Source organism: Nonomuraea sp. KM90 (assembly GCF_052246675.1).
Taxonomy (GTDB): Bacteria; Actinomycetota; Actinomycetes; order Streptosporangiales; family Streptosporangiaceae; genus Nonomuraea.
In genome coordinates this window covers 1-19116 of sequence record NZ_JBQQCB010000167.1, presented here as the reverse complement: position 1 = coordinate 19116, position 19116 = coordinate 1, and the positions used below count along the sequence as shown (strand labels likewise).

Here is a 19116-nt window from a genome sequence, read left to right as displayed (position 1 = left end):
GAAGAAGCCTTCGCCTCGGCCGCGTGGTGGGCAGGCTGGGCATGAGGGTCACGCGCTGGTGCGGCAGGCCGAATCGGACCAGGTGACCATCGTGGCCCCCATGCATGCGTCGATTGCGGTCGGACGCTGGCCGGTGTGCCTGGGCAGGTCGCGGCCAGGGGGCAGGTATTCGACACCCCGACCTGGACGCCGATGACAGCCGGGTACAACGCTGCTGGACCTGGCCTGCCGCCCAAGCCCTGACCGACGTCGCAGCGACTGTCGCCAAGGCTCGCGCCGACGGCGCCACCGCGCTGGATGACGACGTCTTGAACGCGTTGCGCGCCCGCTACGACACCGCGGTGGCCAGGGGCACGGCCACCAGCGCCCACCAGGTCTGGCGTTCTGTGGTCGACTTCACTGTGCCGTTCACCCCCACCGAGCAGCCGCAGCGTACGCACCGCAGCTGCAACTGCCTCATCCGCTCCTACCTCGGCACCGCCCGCAACCACGGCATCCATCCGCTCGACGCCCTCACCAGAAACCCCTGGATGCCCGCCACGAACGGCCTGATCCATCACGGGCCAGAACGGATGCGGCTCATCGTCTCGTTCAGTCCGCCCGCGCGGTATGGATCGCGGTGAAGGCCAGGAGGAGTGCGGCCGTCCGTGGCGGATCCTCGAGCATGGGTGAGTGTCCAACATCGGGCAGCAACTCGATTCTCGCACCCGGAACGGCGTGGTAGCCGGCGGCGGAGGAGGATCGCCATCTCCGGTCTTCCTTGCCGAAGATCACCAGCAGCGGCTTGCCGAGGACCTTCAGCCGATCGGGTAACGCGCGCTGCTTCAGGTAGTCGTCGGCTGCCCGTGATGTCGCGGTGAGCGCGGGGTAGGTCATCCCGCGTACATCGTTGACGAGCTGCTGTGGGATCTTGTAGCCGCGGCGGCTGAACGCGGTGTCCAAACCCTGACGAACGATCTCGTCCGTCCGAAACCGCCACAGCAGTTGCCCGACGACGGGGACGAACAAGAGCTGGCCGACGAGCCCGTCTGAGATGAAGGCGTCCAAATGGGGACCGGAGTCGATGAGCGCGAGCGCGGTCACCAGGTCGCGTCGTTGCTCGGCGAGAGCGGCGGCGACCGAGCCGCCGGTGGAATGGCCGGCCACGATGGCGCGCTCGACGCCGAGCCGGTCCAGTGCCTCGCCGACCCGGCGTCCCTGCTCCGGGATCGTATAGCCGCCGCCGGCCGGTTTGGCTGACCGGCCGTGCCCGAGCAGGTCGACCCGGATGACGCGATAGGACCTCGCCAGCATCGGAACCAGCGGGTCCCACCAGCGGGTCGACGCGGCGAGCCCGTGGATCAGTACCAGTGCCGGGGCATCGCGGGGGCCGCCCTGGTGCACGTAGGTGTTCCCGCCCTCGAGAGGCAGGGTCGAGTCCCCGGAGGCCTCGCCGCCCTGCCGCGCTACCGCCACCGTGTTCACGACGAGCAGTGCGGCGACGGCGAGCAGGACGGCCGAGGCGATCAGGCGGCGCCGTCGGCGGCTTACCGCGCGGCTCACGTGCGGTTCCCGCTCAGAAGACCGCGGATCGGTGTCGTCGAACTGGCGGGGTCATCGAGCCCCGGGGGAATAGTCATGAGCCCACTGTCGCGGCCGGTGCGCGCCGGTGGCTTGGACAAATGTCCGCCTCAGTCGGTTCGCGTGGCCTGGGACGAGGCAGTCCGCCATGCACGAGCGTGACGATGCGGCTGTGTGGGACGTCGTACGCCCAGCGCGGCCCAACCGAGTGGCCGCTGTCACCATGGCCGGGTTTGGTGACCGTGGCATGACCCTGCCGGCCTGGCGGGGTGTCCGTGAGGCGAGGCGTCCGGTGGGGAGATTGCGGGACCAGGAGGCACCCGGCGAGATGGGCGGGAACAGGAGTGGGACCCGGGAGGCGGGTGGTGGTCGTGGACAGGTCGGATGGATCTCTCATCCTGCCGGCGGCCGCCCTCCGTGGCACCTCACGGGCGGAACCGGCAGCGGATCGTCCGGAACAGGTCCTACCCTGATGCCCCATGACCGAGTTCCACGAGCAGGATCTCAGCGGAGCGGACTTCGAGCGCGTGAGCCTTCGGGCCGCCACCTTCAGCCGGGTGTCCCTGAATGACGCCCGCATGCAGGCGATCGACTTCACCGGCGCGCACATCCGCGGCGCCCTGTTCAACCGGAGCCGGCTGCGCGGCGTGGAGCTGGTCGACGTCGAGATCAGCGGCGAGCTGGGGCACGTCGTCGTGAACGGCGTCGACATAGCCCCGCTCGTCGACGCCGAGCTGAACCGTCGCATGCCCGAACGGGCGAAGATGCGCCCCCGCGACGCCGACGGGTTCCGTGAGGCGTGGGCGATCCTGGAGCGGCGGTGGGCGGACACCGTCGCCCGCGCGAGGACGTTCCCCGACGAGGCCCTTCATCGCAGCGTCGACGACGAGTGGTCCTTCATCCAGACCCTCCGGCACCTCAACTTCGCCTCCGCCGCCTGGGTGGGCCGGATGGTCCTCGGTGACACCTCGCCGTGGCATCCGCTGGACCTGCCGTGGGACGGAGCACCGGGATGGGACGGAATCCCGTGGGACCGAGCGGCACGGCCCTCGCTCGACGAGGTGCTGGCGGTCCGAGGCGAGCGGCAGGCGATGGTGCGCGGAGTCATGGAGTCGCTCACCGACGACCAACTCGCCTCCAAGGTGAGCCGCACCGAGCCGGGCTGGCCGCAGGAGGAGAACTTCCCCGTCAAGGACTGTCTCAGCATCGTCCTCAACGAGGAATGGGAACACCGTCTCTACGCCGAACGTGATCTGACCGCACTCGAGAAAGACAACTGATCATGGACATCCTGCTCATCGCCGGCCTGTGGCTCGATGGATCCGTATGGCGCGAGGTCGTGCCCGAGCTGGAGGCGCTCGGCCACCGTCCCGTGCCGATCACCCTGCCCGGTCAGGGCGACGGAACGGCCTCGGCCACGCTCGACGACCAGGTGGCGGCGGTGCTGGCGGCGGTGGACTCCACCTCGGAGATGCCGATGGTGGTGGGGCATTCCGCCGCCAGCACCCTGGCGTGGCTGGCCGCCGACGCCCGGCCGGAGCGGGTCGCCAAGGTCGCGCTCATCGGCGGCTTCCCGGCCGCCGACGGGGCGGCCTACGCCGACTTCTTCGAGGTGAAGGACGGTGTCATGCCCTTCCCCGGCTGGGGGCCGTTCGAGGGGCCGGACTCTGCCGACCTCGATGAGGAGGCCAAGGAAAGCTTCGCCTCCGCCGCGATCCCCGTTCCCGAGGCGGTGGCCAAGGGTGTGGTGCGCCTGACGGACGAGCGGCGGCTCGAGGTGCCGGTCGTCGTCGTGTGTCCCGAGTTCACTCCCGCCCAGGCACGGGGATGGATCGACGACGGCGACGTGCCGGAGCTCGCCGAGGCCAAGCACCTCGACCTCGTCGACATCGACTCGGGCCATTGGCCCATGATCACGAAGCCGGCCGAGCTCGCCCGGCTCCTTGCCGCGGTCGCCGACGGGTGAGCGGTGGCGGCTGTGTGGCGGGGGTCGGCGAGCGGCGGGGCCGGTGGGGGAGCGGCGGTGCCTGGGGGTCGGCCGGGTCCCCTTTAGCATGGGGATCATGGTTGCCATCAGGAGTGCTTCGTCCGGTGACGTGGAGGCGATCGCCGCGCTGATGGACCGGCGGCGGGAGACGTACGAGCAGCACCAGCCGGTCTTCTGGCGGCGCGCGGCCGACGCCCGGGCCCGCCACACGGCCTTCCTGGCCATGCTGGTGGACGACCCGAAGGTCATCTGCCGGGTCGCCGAGCGGGAGGGCGGTTTCGCCGGGTTCGCTATCGGCTCGCTGGTGCCCTCGCCTCCCGTGTACGACCCGGGCGGGCCGACGTGCACCCTCGACGACTACGCGGTGATGGACGACCACGACTGGGCCACGATCGGCGTCGACCTCCTGCGCGCGGTCACGGACGAGGCCCGCCGGCGTGGTGCCGTCCAGGTCGTGGTGGTGTGCGGTCGCGAGGACGGCGCCAAACGCGAGGCGCTCGGCCTGGCCGGGCTCTCGATCGCGTCCGAGTGGTGGACCGCCCCGCTGTGAGCGGCCGGCCCCAACCCCCCGCCCGGCCCGACGTACCTACGCGGACGGCTGTTCCGCCTCGGCCGCGTCGCCGATGGGGACGCCGCGCAGGCTGAGCAGCAGGAGCAGGGCGCAACTCCCGGTGAGGGCGATGTCGGCGACGTTGCCGACGAACAGGCCGCCGTAGTCGATGAAGTCGACGACATGCCCCTGGGCGAAGCCGGGCGGGCGGAAGAGGCGGTCGAGCAGGTGGGACGTGGCGCCGCCGAGCAGCCCGCCCAGCGCCACCGTCCAGCCGGGGGAGCGCAGCCGCCGCCCGGTGTAGAGGATGCCGGCGACCGCGGCCGCCGCCGCCAGGGTGAACACCCACGTCACGCTCTCGCCGATCGAGAACGCGGCACCGGCGTTCATCAGCAGCCGGAACCGGATCACCTGCGGGATCACCGTGATGTTCTGACCGTCCGACAGCGCGGAGATCGCCCAGAGCTTGGAGCCCTGGTCAACGAGCAGCACCACCGCGCCCAGCACGAGCATCCACCCGTACAGGCGCAGCCCTCGTCCCTTGGAACCACGTACGTCCGACACCCACGCCTCACAATCTCCGGCTTTTCGCATCGAATCTAGCGGGGCGCGCGCCGCCGTGCGGAGCTCAGGAGATCACGTTCCGGGGAGGGAGGCGTAGGGCAGCAGGGCCGTCTCGCGGGCGTTGTGGACGGCCGTGACGAGCGGCCGCTGCTGCCGCACCCCCGTCGAAGTTCACAGGCTCTCGCGAGTGCGCTTCCGCGAGATGGCCCACGGGGGTGAGCTGCCCGGCGGCACGAAGTCGAGCTGGTAGCCGTGGACGTGCCCAGCTGATGTCCTTGTCCGCCACGTTCATCAGCAGCCGCCCCAGCTCCGGCGCCGCCCTGTGCCCGGCGAGCACCTCGGCGGCGCCGGTGAGGCGGTCGCCGCCGCGCGCCGACAGCAGCTCCAGGCACAGCGCCTGCTTGCCGCTGAAGCCGGAGTAGAGCGCGCCCATGGTGTGGCCGGCCGCCTCGGCGGATCTCCTCCACCGAGGCGCCGGCGAACCCGTTGCGAGCGAACACCCGCGCGGCGGCCTCCAGGAGCCGTTCCCTCGTACGGGGCCTTGGGACTCGTCGCGGCTCAGCCGACGGGGTGCGTCATCGTCATTCACATAGCGGACGCCATTCGGATGATCCTTGCTGTGCCGATCACCCGGCAGCCTCCTCCAGCGCCTTGATGTCGATCTTCTGCATCCCGAGCATCGCCTGCATGGCCTGCTGGGCCTTGGCCGGGTCGGGGTGCTGCAGCAGCTCGTGCAACCGGCCGGGGATGATCTGCCAGGACAGGCCCCACCGGTCCTTCAGCCAGCCGCACTGCGACTCCTCGCCGCCCTCGGTGAGCTTGGCCCACAGCTCGTCGACCTCCTCCTGGGACTGGCAGTCGACGTAAAGCGAGATGGCCTCGTTGAACGTGAACTCCGGGCCGCCGTTCAGCGCCAGGAACCGCTGCCCGGCCAGCTCGAACGAGACCATCATCGCCGTCCCGGCCGGACCGGGGCCCGCCTCGCCGTAGCGCTGGACGTCGAGGATCCGGGAGTCGGCGAAGAGCGAGGTGTAGAAGGTGGCGGCCTCCTCGGCCTGGTTGTCGAACCACAGGTAGGGGGTGATCTTCTGCATGGTGAATCCCTCCATCGGGTGGGTTGTCGTTGTCGTCACCAACGCGTCGAACGCTCCCGACGCGGATCGACATGAGTTCAGAAGATTTTTTCGGCGCTCGCAGGCCCTGGATCAGCCGAGATGGCGGCGCCGATCGCGGTCATGATCGGGATGGGCGGGCGGGTGGTCACGAGGACGGTTCCGCTGGCCAGGCGCCGGGCGGTGTGGAACAGAACCGGAGTCCCCTGCGACGGCGAAGACTGCTGCTGTCCGGCTGGGCCGGGGCGGTGACGATCCGGCAGTGGGGGCGCCGGTACGGCGTGCGGTGCTGAGCGGGAGTCGCTGAAGGCGGACCTGAAGGGCCGGTGCTCGGCGGGTGGTCCGTTCGAGTTGGCGACGGCGACGGGCGTTCGTACGGGTTCGGGCATCGGCTATTGATGCCGATAGGGATGGAAGCGCGGCGGATCTGAGCACGCCAGCGAGGAAGATGATCAATTCGCGGCGCCAGGCGGCGTGAACCGTCGGGTGTCGCCCTGTTGCGTCGTGTGGTGGCCGGTGTGGAGGCGATGGTAGGCGAACCTTGATAATCACGCTCCGAGATCGATAAGAGCGGAACATAATTCAGGTTATGTTCCGCTCCGCGTGCTACGCTCGAAGAAGATCACCTATCAGCGAAGGAAGATCACCCATGAGCGTGCGATCATTTCCGCTGACCCTGCGCGTCGCCGTAAACGGAGCAACGCCAGATGAGATCAGAGAGGCCGCCGTGGCGCAGGCCCTCTCGTTCTTCGGGTCGAGTGCCGAGTTGGACGTCATCAGCGCAGAAGCGGAGCCGGACGGGGAGCATCACAACCGTTACCACGCGACCGTCGTCTTCCGGAAGGTCGCCTGATGAGCCTTGCCAGCGAGAGCATCGGAAAAGATGCCTCCGGTGGGGCAGCCGCGGCCGTACGGCGTCGGTGACGATCGATGACCGCTGAGCCGGCCGTCGCCCGGGGCGAAGAGGTCGCGCTTCCGCTTGTCCTGCCGCCGCTCGTCGTCGAGATCACGCACCTGTGGCTGGAGACCCGCCGGTCGCCGAACACCCGCGACGCGTACCGGCGAGCGATCCGGCCGTGGTTCACGTACTGCGAGCGCATCGGGCTGGACCCGCTGGAGATGTCGGTGCGGCACGCCGAACTGTACGCCCGGTGGATGGTCGAGACCGCGGTCGCGGCCGGGGACGATCCGCCGGCGCCGAAGACGATCGCGCAGCGGATGTCGGCGGTGTCGGCCTGGTACAAGTACCTGATCAAGAACGACGCCGCGAGGTTCAACCCGTTCGCGGAGGCGGGCAGGCCGAACATCCCTCGACGCCGCTCGGAAACGGCGGCCCTGACGGAGGGCGAGGCGCACGCCCTCGTCGAGGCGGCCGACAAGGACCACGGCCGGGAGCGGCTGCGCACCGCGGCGCTGATCCGGCTGCTGGTCCAGGTCGGGGTGCGCATTTCGGAGGCGGTGGACGCGCAGGTCGACGACCTCGGGTTCGCACGCGGCTACCGGACATTGCGGCTGGCGCTGAGGGACGGCAAGCCGCACCACCGGAAGCTGCCGGTCGAGACGGCGTACGCGCTGGACCGGTACCTCGCTGAGCGGGCGCGCCGGGCGGGCGTAGCGCTGCGGGACCTTCGGGGGCCGCTGTTCGCCACCGCCTCGGGCCGCCCGCTCCCGCGGGAGAAGGCGTGGGAACTGGTCCAGCGGATCGCTCGCCAGGCTGGGATCGAGTCGAAGGTGACGCCGCACACGCTGCGGCACACCTGGGCGTCGGTCGCGGAGGCGCGCGGTGCCAAGCCGCGCGAGATCCAGGAGGCTCTGGCACATGAGTCGTTCGAGACGACGCTGATCTACCTGCGTTCGCGGGATCGACTGGAGGAGGATCCTTCGCAGCTGGTGGCGTCGGCGATCGAGTAGGAGGTCTACGTGCCCACGTTGAGAACGAGCGGAGCTGGACAAGTCGGCGTGGGCGCACGCGCCACGGCGATGCGATAAACCTGGGAACGTGGGCCCTCGTTCGGTGTGCGGCGGCTGCCGGTGCTCGGTGGTGAACGCCGAGGATGTCGAGCGGTTCCGGCTCGTGCGCGTCTGGGTGATGCGGCGGGAGAAACCGTCCGGCATGCGCCGCCGCAGGCGCCTTGCCCCCGCCCGAACAGAGGGCAGTGCGGTGGTCTCGTTTTTCCTCGCCGGAGGGCGGGGGCAAGCCTGGCGCCGCGCGGAGTTCTTACTGCACGCAGATGTCACCGGGGATCAGATCGCAGAGGGCTCCGATTGGATCGATTTGGGCTGCGGCTGGTGCTGTGGTGCCGATGACCAGCACCGTGGTGGCGAGGGTGGTGGCTGCGAGGGCGGCCAGAATGCGACGCATGTACGTCTCCTCCAGGGTGGGTAGGACCTGACACTCCATATTTACCCAAAGTAAGATCGTTGCTACTTTACGTTATGGTAAGGGTGGTTGGCGAAGAGGGACTAGGCCCCTTACCTGCCCAAACGCCATTGGATCGTTGTTGGCAGGCGCTGCCAGGCCGTCCTGGGCACACGGTGATCACGCAGTGGGCGTACTCGTTCTCACCTGGCCCCAGCACTACCTATAACCAAAGATCTATGCCATCCCACCACGCCGCTGCGGCAGGGTGACCATATGAGAGCCGACACACACCCGAACGCCGTGCTCACCCGGCGCTTGTACGATCTGATCGGCAATGGCGATCTCACCGGTTATCTCGACCTGATCGCCGACGACGCCGTCTTCCACATCGGCGGCGACAGCATCGTGGCAGGCGAGCATCGCGGCAAGGACGCCATCATCAGGCTCGGCATGCTCGTGCTCGAGGAGACGGGCGGCACCTTCCAGACCGGGCTGCTCTCTGTACAGGCCAACGACTCTTACTCGGTCACTCTGCACCGCTGGACAGCGGAGCGCCGTGGGGAGCGCGTCGAGATGGACAATTTCAACGTCTACGGCTTCGAGCGAGGGCTGGTCGTGGAACGCTGGGAATATGTGGCCGACCAGCGCGCCCACGACGCTTTCTGGCGCCGATGACGGCTCGGCTGACGCCTTCAGCCGTCAGGCGGCCGGGTTCCCAGCGCTGATCTCCAGGTTGCGCACGTATTACCCACTACCAGCGACAAAGCAGCCATGAGAAATGAAGATCACGATTTACGGCTGGAGTGTTGGGGGTGGCGCTGACGGGTGATCGCGACCATTTAAAGGACATCGGATGGACCGAAAGCCGATCTCGCTGGCGTCGCACTGAGACGTTTCTGCAGGTCGCCGACATAACGACAAGCCGCGACAGCCGGTGGCCGGGCAGCATCGACGGCGAGCCGGTCGCGTTCTTGGCCTACCGCCGCTTCCAGCACCCGCGACGCGCAACCTGAAGATGGAGCACAGGTTGGTGGTTCTGCCCGACTATCAGGGGCTCGGCATCAGGAGCCGCCTCTCTGAGTGGATGGGGCAGCGGCTGTACGAGGAGGGGTTCCGCCACCAACGTCCTCGTGATCGGAGAGCACGGTTCAGCTCTCCCTGTGCGGCCGGGACGGGATGCGGCACGTGGCGGCTGCCCGTACGGCATGAGGGCCCGAATCCCGGGAGCGTGGGTTCGGGCCCTTCGCTACGCGTGCCGCTGACGAGGGTTGCGCCTAGTAGACGATGAGCGACTTGTCGTAGTTGAGCACGTCCTGGAGGACCTGGTTGATCAGCGGGGGGTCGGTCGGCGCGGTCTGGGCGGCGGCGGGGGCAGCCAGGGCAGCGATTCCGATGCCAGTGGCGGCCATGACGGTTGCGATGCGGTTGAGCATGTACAGCGCTCCTTGTGCTGATGAGGTTCCGGTTCTTTATGGATGGTTGCCTTAATCCATGTGACAGACCGTAGTCATTGGTTACATGCCGCTATCGTGCGTGTCTGCACTGCATGTCTCACGGTGGGCAGCGAGCGCGCCAACGGCGGGCTTCGGCTCGACGGCTGGTCGGGCGTCCGTGACCAGCCAGTGAAAGCCGCCGGGCACGGCCCACCGCGACGAGCTGTTCACCGATTCGAGGATCACGCCGCGCAGCAGCGGTCCGTCGAGGGCGACCCCCCGTTCTTCGACGAGCAGCGCCGCCCATGGCTGCCGGACGCGCGGTACAGGGAGGCAGGCCGACGTGCGGGCCTGGGAGGAGGCGCAGCAGGCGACGATGTCGGGCCAGTCCCCGCCGAACCTGTGGTGCCTGACCTGGAACGGCTGACCTTCATGGACAGCACGGGACCTGGCCGCCACCCGACGGGCTCTGGCGTCGCTGCGTAAGAAGGTGAAGTCGCGTCCGGACCGGCGGTCGCTCACCTACCTCATTGGCCAGCTCGACAAGCGGGTCGCCGATCTGCGGCGCAGCCCCTGCAGCCTGCCGGGGCCTCAGGAGTTCGAGTGCATGCCCGAGATCGCGTTCGTCGACGCGGGTTGGGCCAGCCTGCAGTCCGATCTGCAGAACCAGACTGCTGGGCGTGCGCGATGTGCCGGCCCGCGTGCTCCGGATCCCCGGCGTGCGGCAGTTCCGTTCCATCCGGAAGAAGATCGCCGAGGCCGGAGACGTGCGCCGTCATACTGGATCACCTCCGCATCACCCCAGCGTGGCGCCGATCGCGGTCATGATGGGGATGGACAGGCCGGTGGTCACGAGGATGGTTCCGCGTGCCAGGCGACGGGCGGTGTCGTAGGTGACGGCGTACACGTAGATGTTCTGGGCGGTGGGCAGTGCCGCGAACAGGGTGGCGGCCAGCAGGTGCGTGCCGTCCAGGCCGAGGAGGAAGCGGGCGGTGACGTACGCGACGGCGGGCTGGACGAACGCCTTGAGGGTGGCCGCCAGGAAGATGTCCTTGCCGACGCCGTTCTCCTCGGGGGCGGTCGTCGTGCGGCGCGAGCCGTACAGGCTCAGGCCGTAGGCCAGCAGCGCGACGGGTACGGCCGCGCCGCCGAGCAGGTCGATCGGCCGCATGACCGTGACCGGCAGCGAGATCCCGCTCAGCGCGAACGCGAGCCCGAGCAGCGAGGCCACCGTGAGCGGGTTGCGCAGCGGGAGCAGCAGCGCCGCCCGCGGCGAGCGGGAGCCCTTGTCGAGGATCAGGAACGAGAGCGGGGTGAGCACCAGCAGCTGGAAGAGCAGCACGGGGGCGACGAGCGCGGCGTCGCCGAGCACGTAGAGCGAGATGGGCACGCCGAGGTTGCCGGCGTTGACGTAGGAGGAGGCCAGCGCGCCGATCGTGGCCTCCCTCGTGGTGCGCCGCCACGCCAGCTTCGCCACCAGGACGAACACCAGCTGCGTGAACGCCACCGCGATGACCTCGGTGAGCAGCACCGGCGACAGCAGCGCGCCGAGGTCGGCCTTGGACACGGTGGCGAACATCAGCGCCGGCGTCGCCACGAAGAACGCCAGCCGTGACAGCACCAGCTCGTCGCTGGCCCGCAGCAGCCCGATGACACCGATGACGTAGCCCAGCACGGCGACCGACACCAGAGCGGCGAACGCCGCGACAACCCCCGACACCCAATACCTCCCAAACTGGACGTTCAGGAGCGTATCGGAGACCTCTCGTGTGGCCTGGTAGAGCACCGGCGGCGCGGGCGGTGCGCGTGCTCGACGGGGCCGAGGGACGGGTGCGCGGCGGGGGCTGAGGGCCGGACCGGGGTCAAGGAGTGCGGAGGGTCGCGTACAGAGAATCCCCAGAAACGGTACGGCCCGGATAGTGCTCACGGGAGCGGGTAAAGCCCGTCGTACGACGCTGACCTGGGAAAACAAGCTGCCGGGCCGGGCATCGCAGGCATCACGGGGCAAATGGGGGATCTTCGGTGACCATCGACGAACCGCGCACTGACGAGCCGTTGACGTCCGCCCTGACGCCGGTCGAGGTCACGTCCAAGGGACGACTGCTGGCGAGCTGGCTGGCGACCACGGACCACAAGGTCATCGGCTACATGTACCTCATCGCCTCCTTCATGTTCTTCGCGTTCGCGGGCGTGATGGCCCTGCTCATCCGGGCCGAGCTGATCCACCCGAACCTGCAGCTGATGACCAACGAGCAGTACAACCAGCTGTTCACCATGCACGGCACGATCATGATGCTGCTCTTCGCCACCCCGCTGTTCGCCGGGTTCGCCAACGTCGTCATGCCCCTGCAGATCGGCGCCCCGGACGTGGCCTTCCCCCGGCTGAACGCGGTCAGCTTCTGGCTGTTCCTGTTCGGCGGGCTGATCGCGGTCAGCGGTTTCCTGACGCCCTCGGGAGCGGCCAGCTTCGGCTGGTTCGCCTACACGCCGCTGTCGGACGCGATCTACTCACCCGGCGCCGGCGGAGACCTGTGGGTCATGGGGCTGAGCCTGGCCGGCCTGGGCACGATCCTCGGCGCGGTCAACTTCATCACCACGATCATCTGCATGCGGGCGCCCGGCATGACGATGTTCCGGATGTCGATCTTCACCTGGAACGTGCTGCTGACCAGCATGCTCGTGCTGATGGCGTTCCCCGTGCTGGCCGCCGCCCTGCTCGCGCTGGAGGCCGACCGCAAGCTCGGCACGCACGTCTACGACCCCACCAACGGCGGCGCGATGTTGTGGCAGCACCTGTTCTGGTTCTTCGGCCACCCCGAGGTGTACATCATCGCCCTGCCGTTCTTCGGGATCATCACCGAGGTGCTGCCCGTCTTCAGCCGCAAGCCCGTCTTCGGCTACATCGGCCTGGTCGGCGCGACCATCGCCATCGCCGGGCTGTCGATGACCGTCTGGGCGCACCACATGTTCCCGACCGGGCAGGTGCTGCTGCCGTTCTTCTCCTTCTTCACCTTCCTGATCGCCGTCCCGACCGGGGTGAAGTTCTTCAACTGGACCGGCACGATGTGGCGCGGGCACCTGACGTTCGAGTCGCCGATGTTGTTCGCGGTCGGGTTCCTCATCACGTTCCTGCTGGGCGGTCTGACCGGGGTGATCCTCGGCTCGCCGCCGCTGGACTTCCACATCACCGACACCTACTTCGTCGTGGCGCACTTCCACTACGTGGTCTTCGGCACGGTGGTGTTCGCCATGTTCGCCGGGTTCTACTTCTGGTGGCCGAAGATGACCGGTCGGATGTTGCACGACGGGATGGGCAAGCTGCACTTCTGGTTGCTGTTCATCGGCTTCCACACCACGTTCCTCGTCCAGCACTGGCTGGGCGTGGCCGGCATGCCGCGCCGCTACGCCGACTACAGCGCCGCCGACGGGTTCACCGACCTGCACATGATCTCCTCGATCGGCGCGTTCATCCTGGGCGCCTCGACGCTGCCGTTCCTCTACAACGTCTGGTACACCGCGCGGCACGGGAAGAAGGTCTTCGTCGACGATCCCTGGGGCTTCGGCAACTCGCTGGAATGGGCCACCTCCTGCCCGCCGCCCCGGCACAACTTCAGCTCCATCCCGCGCATCCGCTCCGAACGACCGGCCTTCGACCTGCACCATCCGCACTTCGGCCGCGCGGCGGAAGTGGAGTGAGCGCCATGGACAGCCTGTCGCCGCAAGAGCGGCTGATCCTGGCGGAGATCGAGCTGGAGCTGCTGCACGGCGGGGCCCGGCTGGCCGGCCGGTTCGAGGAGTTCAACGCCCGGGCCTGCCGGGAGGGCCCGCAGCGCTTCGCCCCGCACGTCAGCCGGTGGGAGGTGGTCGCGATCCTGGCCATTGTGCTGGCGGTGACCGCCGTCCTGACCCTGGTGATCCTCTCCTGCGGGACCGGTCCGGCGGCCGGGTCGCTAGGCTGATCATCGCCCGGGCCGGGCCGGACGGGCGCGGCGGGCCGGATCGGAGGACGGTGTCGCACGAACCTTCCAGGTCGCGTCAGGCGCGGCTGACCTCGTACGCGGCCGTCTCCACGTCGCTGGCCCTGCTCGGCGACGACGAGCTGGCCCGGCTGCTGGACGAGGCGGCCGTCCCGCTCGGCGCCGGCATCGGCGGGACGTCGGCGCGGCTGGAGGTCGAGGGGACGCCGGTCTTCGTCAAGCGGTTGACCCTCACCGACCTGGAACGGCAGCCCGGCAACGTGCGCTCGACGGCCAACCTGTTCGGCCTGCCGCCCTTCTGCCAGTACGGCGTCGGCTCGATCGGCTCGCCGGGCTTCGGCGCCTGGCGGGAGCTCGCGGCGCACACGATGACCACCGACTGGGTGCTGGCGGACCAGTTCGCGGGATTCCCGCTGATGTACCACTGGCGCGTGCTGCCGCACCCGGCGCCCGCCCTGGTCGAGCAGCTGGCCGACGTGGACCGGGCGGTCGCCTACTGGGGAGGCGGGACGGAGGTACGCCGCCGCATCGAGGCGCTCCGCACGTCGTCGGTGAGCCTCACGCTGTTCCTGGAGCACCTCCCGCAGAACCTGCACCAGTGGCTGAACACCCAGGTGGAGGCGGGCGACGAGGCCGCCGTCCGGGCCTGCGCCGTGGTGGACCGGGGCCTGCGCGAAGGGGTGTCCTTCATGAACTCCCGCGGGCTCATGCACTTCGACACGCACTTCGGGAACATCATGACCGACGGGCGGCGCCTCTACTTCACCGACTTCGGGCTGGCCACCTCATCCCGGTTCGCCCTGTCGCCGGAGGAGCGCGACTTCCTGCGCCTGCACCGCACCTACGACGAGACCTACGCGATCTCCTATCTGGTGTACTGGCTGGTCACCGCCCTGTACCAGGAAGAGCGGCGGGAGCTGGTGCGGGGCTGGGCCGGGGGCGGGCGGCCCACCGGGGTTCCCGGGGAGATCGCTGAGCTGCTCTCCCGCGACAGCCTGCTCACCACCGTGATGTGGGACTTCTACGGGAAGTTGCGGGACGAGAGCAGGAAGACGCCGTACCCGGTGGAGGAGGTCCGCCGGATCGCCGAGCGGCCGGCCGCGGGCTGACCGGTCGGGTCGGGGGCCGGTCAGTTCGGGGGATCGGTCAGTTCGGGGGGCCGGTCAGTTCGGGGGCTGGGCAGGAGGCGGCAGTGGCCGGCGCGGCAGTCGGCCAGGCTCTCGACCGCGGCCCGGCGGGCGCGGGCCAGTTCGGCCATCTTGGCGTCGATCCGCTCCACCACCACCTCCAGCCGCCATCGCTCGCTGTCGCAGGTGGCGCCGCCCGCGTCGTGGGCGGCCAGCGCGTCGGTGACCTCGTCGAGCGTGAAGCCCAGCTCCTGCAGCGCCTTGGCCATCCGGATCCGCTCCACCGCCGAGGGGCCGAAGACGCGGTAGCCCGACGGCCTGCGCCGGGCGGGGGGCAGCACGCCGCGGCGCTCGTAGAAGCGTACGGTGTCCACGCTGACCCCGGCCTCCCGCGCGACCTGACCGATCCGCACCGGCCTCACTCCTTGACTCTGGACCTGAGTCCAGACTTTAGGCTGCCGGTGACCGGTGCCACAAGGCCCGTAAGGCCCGAAGGCCCGCAAGGCCGTGAAAGGAGCCTGACATGGACATTCCCCCTGCTTCCACCCCCGTGGTCTGCGACATGACCGACGCCACCGACACCCCCGAGCAGCGCCTGGCCGAATACCGGCGGCTCTTCGGACAGGCCCTCGCCGGGCGGGAGCGGACCGGCGCGGGCATCCGCTTCCGGCTGCGCGCGGAGCCGGGCGTGGAGGCGTGGGTACGCGACCTGGCCGCGCGGGAGAAGGCCTGCTGCGCGTTCTTCGCCTTCGACATCACCGTCGAGGGCGGTGAGGTGCTGTGGGACTGCGCGGTGAGCGACGACGAGGTCGCCCGGGCGCTGCTGGAGGAGTTCTACCAGCTGCCCGACACCATCGGCGGCGATCCGGCCGGGGTGCTCGACCGCCTGACCGGCCGGGGCCTGCGCATCACCGGAGCCGCGGGCGCCTAAGGTGATCGGCATGGCCGTGCTGCGCTCCATCGCCCTGTTCGTCCTGGCCGCCGTCGCCGAGATCGGCGGCGCGTGGCTGGTCTGGCAGGGCTGGCGGGAGCAGCGCGGCCTGCTGTGGATCGGCGCGGGTGTGCTCGCGCTGGGCGCGTACGGGTTCGTCGCCACCTTCCAGCCGGACCCGAACTTCGGCCGCATCCTGGCCGCCTACGGCGGCGTCTTCGTCGCCGGCTCGCTGGCCTGGGGCATGGTGATGGACGGGTTCCGCCCCGACCGCTGGGACGTGATCGGGGCGCTGATCTGCCTGGTGGGCGTGGCGGTGATCATGTACGCCCCGCGCGGCTGACCTCGCGCGGCGCGAAGGTGCGCGGCCGCGCCGTCAGGGAGAGGGGCGCGCGGGCGCCACCGTGCCGTCGAGCGTGTGGGTGCACGGCAGCAGGATCTGCCGCTCGTAGTCGCCGGCCGGGTCGGTGATCTGCGAGGTCAGGAGGTTCACCGCGCGGCGGCCCATGGCGTTGCGGGGGATGCGGAGGGTGGCGAGCGGGTCGAGCCCGGACTCGCCGCCGGGGTCGTCGACGAGGAGGACCAGCGACAGGTCGCCGGGGATCTCCAGGCCGCGCAGCCGGGCCATGGCGACCAGCACCCGGATCAGGCTGACCGCCTCGACGAGGACGGCGGTGGCGCCGTCGCGGACGGTCTGGTCCAGCCACTGGGCGGTCAGGTCGTCGGGACGGGCGAAGACGGGTTCGGGCACCGGCAGCCCGAAGCGCTCCAGGGCGGCGCGGAAGCCCTCCCACCGGTCGGTCTGCGGCTCGTCGCGCTTGGCCTCGCCGAGGTAGGCGAAGGTGCGGTGGCCCAGGCCGACCAGGTCGTCCACGATCCGGCCGGTGGCGGCGCGGTAGTCGCCGCCGACGTAGGAGATCTCCGTGCCGGGGACCTCGCGGTGGCCGATGTAGACGAACGGGTGCCGGTCGGCGGCCAGCCGGGTCAGGTCCTCGCGGTGCGTGTGGTGGCCGAGCAGCAGGCTGCCGTTGGCCTGGCGCAGCCCGTTCGTGGAGCCGCTGTAGATGCGGCGTACGCCGTCCTCGTTCGGGGCCGCGGTGAACAGGACGAGGTTGCAGCCCTCGATCCCGGCCTGCTCCTCGATGCCCTGCAGGAACTCGAAGTAGTAGTCCCGGGCGCTCGTCGGGAAGATCGGCTCGAACGTGTGCACGCCGAGCAGCAGCGGCGCCTGCCGGCCGCCGCCCGCCGCGCGTTGCTGGCCCGCGGAGACGTATTTGAGCTGCCGGGCGGCCCTGAGCACCTTGCGCTGTGTCTCGGCCGAGATGCGGCCGAGGTCGCCCGAGCCGGTCAGCACCATCGAGACGGTCGACTGCGACACGCCCGCCTCCCGTGCGATGTCCGCCTGGCTGGGCCCTCCCCTTGATCGCGACATGCCCCGATTGTGCATTAGCAATAACCGGGTTGTCCACTGCTGATATTTGCAGAGCTATCAGCTATTGACATGCGCATTTGGCCGAGGCTTAACATGTGCGAAACCTGATGGCCTGGCGCAGAGAAAGCAAATAAATTAGCAATGAGTGACATGAAGGTTGATCTGCTGGTGGTGGGTGGCGGGCTCGGGGGAGTGGCCGCCGCGCTGACGGCGGCCCGCCTGGGCCACCACGTGATGCTGACCGAGGAGACGGACTGGCTGGGTGGTCAGCTGACCTCGCAGGCCGTGCCGTCCGACGAACATCCCTGGATAGAGACCCCGCACGTCTCCTCCGGCTACCGGGAGTTGCGCGACCGCATCCGTGACTATTACCGGCGCAACTATCCGCTGCTCCCCGAGGTGGCGGCGCAGCAGGTGCTCAACCCCGGTTTGGGCAACGTGAGCAAGCTGTGCGTCGAGCCGCGGGTGGCGCTGGCGGCCCTGGAGGAGATGCTCATGCCGTACATCTCCGCGGGCCGCATCACCGTCCTGCTCGACACCGTCCCCGTACGGGCGGAGACCGACGGCGACCGGGTGACCGCCGTGACCGTGCGCAGCTCCCGCACCGGCGAGCTCACCACGGTCGTCGCGCCCCTGGTGGCCGACGCCACCGAGCTGGGCGACCTGCTGGAGCTCACCGGCACCGAGCACGTGATCGGCGCCGAGTCGCAGGACGAGACCGGCGAGCCGTACGCCTCCCCGGTGGCCGACCCCACGGACCAGCAGGCGATCTCCTGGTGCTTCCCGCTGGAATACCGGCCCGGCGAGGAGCACGTCATCGACAAGCCCGCCTCGTACGACCACTGGAAGACCCACGTCGACCCCTTCTGGCCGGGCCCGCAGCTCTCCTGGGAGAAGATCGACATCCACACCATGAAGGGCCGGGTCAACCGGATCTTCGAGGGCGACATGGACGCCGTGAGCCTGGCCGACCTGTGGCACTTCCGCCGCATCCGGGCCCGCACCCAGTTCGACCGCGCGGTCATCGACACCGACATCACGCTGGTGAACTGGCCGAACATCGACTACTGGGAGGCGCCGCTGCTCGGCCCCGGCGCCGACCGGGAGAAGGCGCTGCAGCGGTGCAAGGAGCTGTCGCTGTCGTACCTGCACTGGATGCAGACCGAGGCGCCGCGGCCGGACGGCGGCCAGGGCTACCCGGGCCTGCGGCTGCGACCGGACCTGACGGGCACGGCCGACGGGATGGCGAAGGCCGCCTACATCCGCGAGTCGCGCCGCATCCGGGCCCGGTTCACGGTGCTGGAGCAGCACATCGCGGTCGTGGACCGACCGGAGGGCGCCGGGGCCGAGCGGTTCGCCGACTCGGTGGGCGTCGGCCACTACAACATCGACCTGCACCCGAGCACGGCCGGGATCAACTACGTCAACCTGGAGGTCTACCCGTTCCAGCTCCCGCTGGGCGCGCTGGTCCCGGTCCGGATGCGCAACCTGCTGCCGGCCAACAAGAACATCGGCACCACCCACATCACCAACGGCAGCTACCGGCTGCACCCGGTCGAGTGGAGCATCGGCGAGGCGGTCGGCGCGCTGTCGGCGCTCTGCCTGAGCCGCGGCACCGAGCCGCACGCCGTGGCCGACTCCACCGACCTGACCGAGGAGCTGCAGCGCCTGCTCACCGGCACCCTCGGCGTGCCGGTCGCCTGGCCGGAGGACATCGCCGTCATGCGCCCCTCGCAGGCCCGCAAGAACGCCACCCCCACCTACGTCCTGCCCGAGCGGCGCGCATGAGCCCGGCGACCGACGAGCCCGACGTCGTCATCTACGGTGCCACGCTCGCCGGCATCATGGCCGCGCTGCGCCTGCGCCTGCGCGGGCTCAGCAGCCTGATCCTGGAGCCGACCGGGCACGTGGGCGGCATCGTCGCCGGCGGCCTGGTCAAGAGCGACCCGCCGAACATCCTCGCGGCCCTGGCCGGGCTGACCCGCGACCGCTTCTTCGGCGGCATCGGCCGCGAGTACGGCTCCACCGAGCCGCAGTACCGCTTCGAGCCGAAAGTCGCCGAACGCGTCGCCCGGCGGTTG

General features: G+C 69.6%; 22 protein-coding genes and 1 pseudogene. 15 read left to right on the top strand and 8 right to left on the bottom strand.

The features are described from left to right. Window positions 1-308: 308 nt before the first annotated feature. Window positions 309-623, top strand: coding sequence for a hypothetical protein (locus ACTWPW_RS57620; RefSeq protein ID WP_443174054.1), 315 nt, complete (start codon window positions 309-311; stop codon window positions 621-623). On the opposite strand, the gene ACTWPW_RS57615 is transcribed toward ACTWPW_RS57620, so the two are convergent. Then, window positions 592-1542: an alpha/beta fold hydrolase gene (locus ACTWPW_RS57615; protein WP_443174053.1), complete on the bottom strand. Its 951-nt coding sequence runs from the start codon at window positions 1540-1542 to the stop codon at window positions 592-594. The genes ACTWPW_RS57620 and ACTWPW_RS57615 overlap by 32 nt on opposite strands. A gap of 497 nt (window positions 1543-2039) precedes the next feature. Here ACTWPW_RS57615 and ACTWPW_RS57610 point away from each other — a divergent pair, with 497 nt between their 5' ends. From ACTWPW_RS57610 to ACTWPW_RS57600, 3 genes are all read left to right on the top strand, one after another. After that, entirely contained in the window at window positions 2040-2840 is an 801-nt protein-coding gene (locus ACTWPW_RS57610; protein WP_443174052.1) for a DinB family protein, read from the top strand. A 2-nt stretch (window positions 2841-2842) separates the two neighbouring features. Next, window positions 2843-3526 (top strand): alpha/beta fold hydrolase, encoded by a 684-nt coding sequence (locus ACTWPW_RS57605; protein ID WP_443174051.1) that lies wholly within the window; start codon window positions 2843-2845, stop codon window positions 3524-3526. Window positions 3527-3623: 97 nt separating this feature from the next. Beyond that, the gene (locus tag ACTWPW_RS57600) at window positions 3624-4097 is read left to right on the top strand and encodes a GNAT family N-acetyltransferase (protein ID WP_375108226.1); all 474 of its coding nucleotides are present in this window, start codon (window positions 3624-3626) and stop codon (window positions 4095-4097) included. Between the two features lie 36 nt (window positions 4098-4133). On the opposite strand, the gene ACTWPW_RS57595 is transcribed toward ACTWPW_RS57600, so the two are convergent. After that, window positions 4134-4661 (bottom strand): signal peptidase II, encoded by a 528-nt coding sequence (locus ACTWPW_RS57595; protein WP_443174050.1) that lies wholly within the window; start codon window positions 4659-4661, stop codon window positions 4134-4136. A 178-nt stretch (window positions 4662-4839) separates the two neighbouring features. On the opposite strand from ACTWPW_RS57595, the pseudogene ACTWPW_RS57590 reads away from it, so the two are divergent. Then, window positions 4840-4911, top strand: a pseudogene (locus tag ACTWPW_RS57590) (30S ribosomal protein S14); the annotation flags it as partial. Window positions 4912-5287: 376 nt separating this feature from the next. Here the strand turns inward: ACTWPW_RS57590 and ACTWPW_RS57585 are convergent. Beyond that, a complete protein-coding gene (locus ACTWPW_RS57585) occupies window positions 5288-5755 on the bottom strand; it encodes a VOC family protein (RefSeq protein WP_375108223.1) in 468 nt (155 codons plus the stop codon). A 667-nt stretch (window positions 5756-6422) separates the two neighbouring features. Here ACTWPW_RS57585 and ACTWPW_RS57580 point away from each other — a divergent pair. After that, a complete protein-coding gene (locus ACTWPW_RS57580; protein ID WP_364137314.1) occupies window positions 6423-6626 on the top strand; it encodes a hypothetical protein in 204 nt (67 codons plus the stop codon). A gap of 77 nt (window positions 6627-6703) precedes the next feature. Next, window positions 6704-7684: a tyrosine-type recombinase/integrase gene (locus tag ACTWPW_RS57575; protein WP_443174049.1), complete on the top strand. Its 981-nt coding sequence runs from the start codon at window positions 6704-6706 to the stop codon at window positions 7682-7684. Between the two features lie 307 nt (window positions 7685-7991). Here the strand turns inward: ACTWPW_RS57575 and ACTWPW_RS57570 are convergent, their stop codons facing one another. Continuing rightward, window positions 7992-8135 carry a hypothetical protein gene (locus tag ACTWPW_RS57570; RefSeq protein WP_375108221.1) on the bottom strand — a complete coding sequence of 48 codons (144 nt, stop codon included), beginning with the start codon at window positions 8133-8135 and terminating at the stop codon, window positions 7992-7994. Between the two features lie 273 nt (window positions 8136-8408). Here ACTWPW_RS57570 and ACTWPW_RS57565 point away from each other — a divergent pair, with 273 nt between their 5' ends. Continuing rightward, window positions 8409-8810: a nuclear transport factor 2 family protein gene (locus tag ACTWPW_RS57565; protein ID WP_375108220.1), complete on the top strand. Its 402-nt coding sequence runs from the start codon at window positions 8409-8411 to the stop codon at window positions 8808-8810. A gap of 599 nt (window positions 8811-9409) precedes the next feature. On the opposite strand, the gene ACTWPW_RS57560 is transcribed toward ACTWPW_RS57565, so the two are convergent. Together ACTWPW_RS57560 and ACTWPW_RS57555 are read right to left on the bottom strand one after the other, a co-directional pair. Beyond that, window positions 9410-9568 carry a hypothetical protein gene (locus ACTWPW_RS57560; RefSeq protein WP_443174048.1) on the bottom strand — a complete coding sequence of 53 codons (159 nt, stop codon included), beginning with the start codon at window positions 9566-9568 and terminating at the stop codon, window positions 9410-9412. 796 nt (window positions 9569-10364) lie between these two features. Next, the gene (locus tag ACTWPW_RS57555) at window positions 10365-11288 is read right to left on the bottom strand and encodes an AEC family transporter (protein ID WP_443174047.1); all 924 of its coding nucleotides are present in this window, start codon (window positions 11286-11288) and stop codon (window positions 10365-10367) included. Between the two features lie 308 nt (window positions 11289-11596). Between ACTWPW_RS57555 and ctaD the strand changes: the two genes are divergently transcribed. From ctaD to ACTWPW_RS57540, 3 genes are read left to right on the top strand one after another with little or no spacing between them, the layout of a single operon-like run. Then, window positions 11597-13264 carry an aa3-type cytochrome oxidase subunit I gene (ctaD, locus tag ACTWPW_RS57550; RefSeq protein WP_375108851.1) on the top strand — a complete coding sequence of 556 codons (1668 nt, stop codon included), beginning with the start codon at window positions 11597-11599 and terminating at the stop codon, window positions 13262-13264. 5 nt (window positions 13265-13269) lie between these two features. Beyond that, the gene (locus ACTWPW_RS57545) at window positions 13270-13527 is read left to right on the top strand and encodes a hypothetical protein (protein WP_364121557.1); all 258 of its coding nucleotides are present in this window, start codon (window positions 13270-13272) and stop codon (window positions 13525-13527) included. A 50-nt stretch (window positions 13528-13577) separates the two neighbouring features. Next, a complete protein-coding gene (locus ACTWPW_RS57540; RefSeq protein WP_443174046.1) occupies window positions 13578-14654 on the top strand; it encodes a protein kinase family protein in 1077 nt (358 codons plus the stop codon). A gap of 20 nt (window positions 14655-14674) precedes the next feature. Here ACTWPW_RS57540 and ACTWPW_RS57535 read toward each other — a convergent pair whose 3' ends face one another. Continuing rightward, complete coding sequence (locus tag ACTWPW_RS57535; RefSeq protein WP_375108215.1) at window positions 14675-15085, bottom strand: MerR family transcriptional regulator; 411 nt, start codon at window positions 15083-15085, stop codon at window positions 14675-14677. A 110-nt stretch (window positions 15086-15195) separates the two neighbouring features. Here ACTWPW_RS57535 and ACTWPW_RS57530 point away from each other — a divergent pair, with 110 nt between their 5' ends. Both ACTWPW_RS57530 and ACTWPW_RS57525 read left to right on the top strand, forming a co-directional pair. Further along, window positions 15196-15603, top strand: a complete 408-nt coding sequence (locus ACTWPW_RS57530) for a hypothetical protein (protein ID WP_375108214.1) — start codon at window positions 15196-15198, stop codon at window positions 15601-15603. Window positions 15604-15613: 10 nt separating this feature from the next. Then, window positions 15614-15946 carry a YnfA family protein gene (locus ACTWPW_RS57525; protein WP_375108213.1) on the top strand — a complete coding sequence of 111 codons (333 nt, stop codon included), beginning with the start codon at window positions 15614-15616 and terminating at the stop codon, window positions 15944-15946. A 33-nt stretch (window positions 15947-15979) separates the two neighbouring features. Here ACTWPW_RS57525 and ACTWPW_RS57520 read toward each other — a convergent pair whose 3' ends face one another. Continuing rightward, on the bottom strand, window positions 15980-17035 hold the full coding sequence (locus ACTWPW_RS57520) for a LacI family DNA-binding transcriptional regulator (RefSeq protein WP_364121545.1): 1056 nt from the start codon (window positions 17033-17035) through the stop codon (window positions 15980-15982). 150 nt (window positions 17036-17185) lie between these two features. Between ACTWPW_RS57520 and ACTWPW_RS57515 the strand changes: the two genes are divergently transcribed. After that, the gene (locus ACTWPW_RS57515; protein ID WP_443174045.1) at window positions 17186-18823 is read left to right on the top strand and encodes an FAD-dependent oxidoreductase; all 1638 of its coding nucleotides are present in this window, start codon (window positions 17186-17188) and stop codon (window positions 18821-18823) included. Next, window positions 18820-19116 (top strand): FAD-dependent oxidoreductase (locus tag ACTWPW_RS57510; protein ID WP_443174044.1); only part of this gene is annotated, 297 nt, incomplete at its 3' end. The genes ACTWPW_RS57515 and ACTWPW_RS57510, both read left to right, overlap by 4 nt.

What these genes read in the sequence shown, in the direction of transcription:
- ACTWPW_RS57610 (WP_443174052.1), top strand. Translation starts at nt 2,040, where the DNA reads ATGACCGAGTTCCACGAGCAGGATCTCAGCGGAGCGGACTTCGAGCGC.
- ACTWPW_RS57605 (WP_443174051.1), top strand. Translation starts at nt 2,843, where the DNA reads ATGGACATCCTGCTCATCGCCGGCCTGTGGCTCGATGGATCCGTATGG.
- ACTWPW_RS57600 (WP_375108226.1), top strand. Translation starts at nt 3,624, where the DNA reads ATGGTTGCCATCAGGAGTGCTTCGTCCGGTGACGTGGAGGCGATCGCC.
- ACTWPW_RS57585 (WP_375108223.1), bottom strand. Translation starts at nt 5,755, where the DNA reads ATGCAGAAGATCACCCCCTACCTGTGGTTCGACAACCAGGCCGAGGAG.
- ACTWPW_RS57580 (WP_364137314.1), top strand. Translation starts at nt 6,423, where the DNA reads ATGAGCGTGCGATCATTTCCGCTGACCCTGCGCGTCGCCGTAAACGGA.
- ACTWPW_RS57575 (WP_443174049.1), top strand. Translation starts at nt 6,704, where the DNA reads ATGACCGCTGAGCCGGCCGTCGCCCGGGGCGAAGAGGTCGCGCTTCCG.
- ACTWPW_RS57570 (WP_375108221.1), bottom strand. Translation starts at nt 8,135, where the DNA reads ATGCGTCGCATTCTGGCCGCCCTCGCAGCCACCACCCTCGCCACCACG.
- ACTWPW_RS57565 (WP_375108220.1), top strand. Translation starts at nt 8,409, where the DNA reads ATGAGAGCCGACACACACCCGAACGCCGTGCTCACCCGGCGCTTGTAC.
- ACTWPW_RS57560 (WP_443174048.1), bottom strand. Translation starts at nt 9,568, where the DNA reads ATGCTCAACCGCATCGCAACCGTCATGGCCGCCACTGGCATCGGAATC.
- ACTWPW_RS57545 (WP_364121557.1), top strand. Translation starts at nt 13,270, where the DNA reads ATGGACAGCCTGTCGCCGCAAGAGCGGCTGATCCTGGCGGAGATCGAG.
- ACTWPW_RS57530 (WP_375108214.1), top strand. Translation starts at nt 15,196, where the DNA reads ATGGACATTCCCCCTGCTTCCACCCCCGTGGTCTGCGACATGACCGAC.
- ACTWPW_RS57525 (WP_375108213.1), top strand. Translation starts at nt 15,614, where the DNA reads ATGGCCGTGCTGCGCTCCATCGCCCTGTTCGTCCTGGCCGCCGTCGCC.
- ACTWPW_RS57520 (WP_364121545.1), bottom strand. Translation starts at nt 17,035, where the DNA reads ATGTCGCGATCAAGGGGAGGGCCCAGCCAGGCGGACATCGCACGGGAG.
- ACTWPW_RS57515 (WP_443174045.1), top strand. Translation starts at nt 17,186, where the DNA reads ATGAAGGTTGATCTGCTGGTGGTGGGTGGCGGGCTCGGGGGAGTGGCC.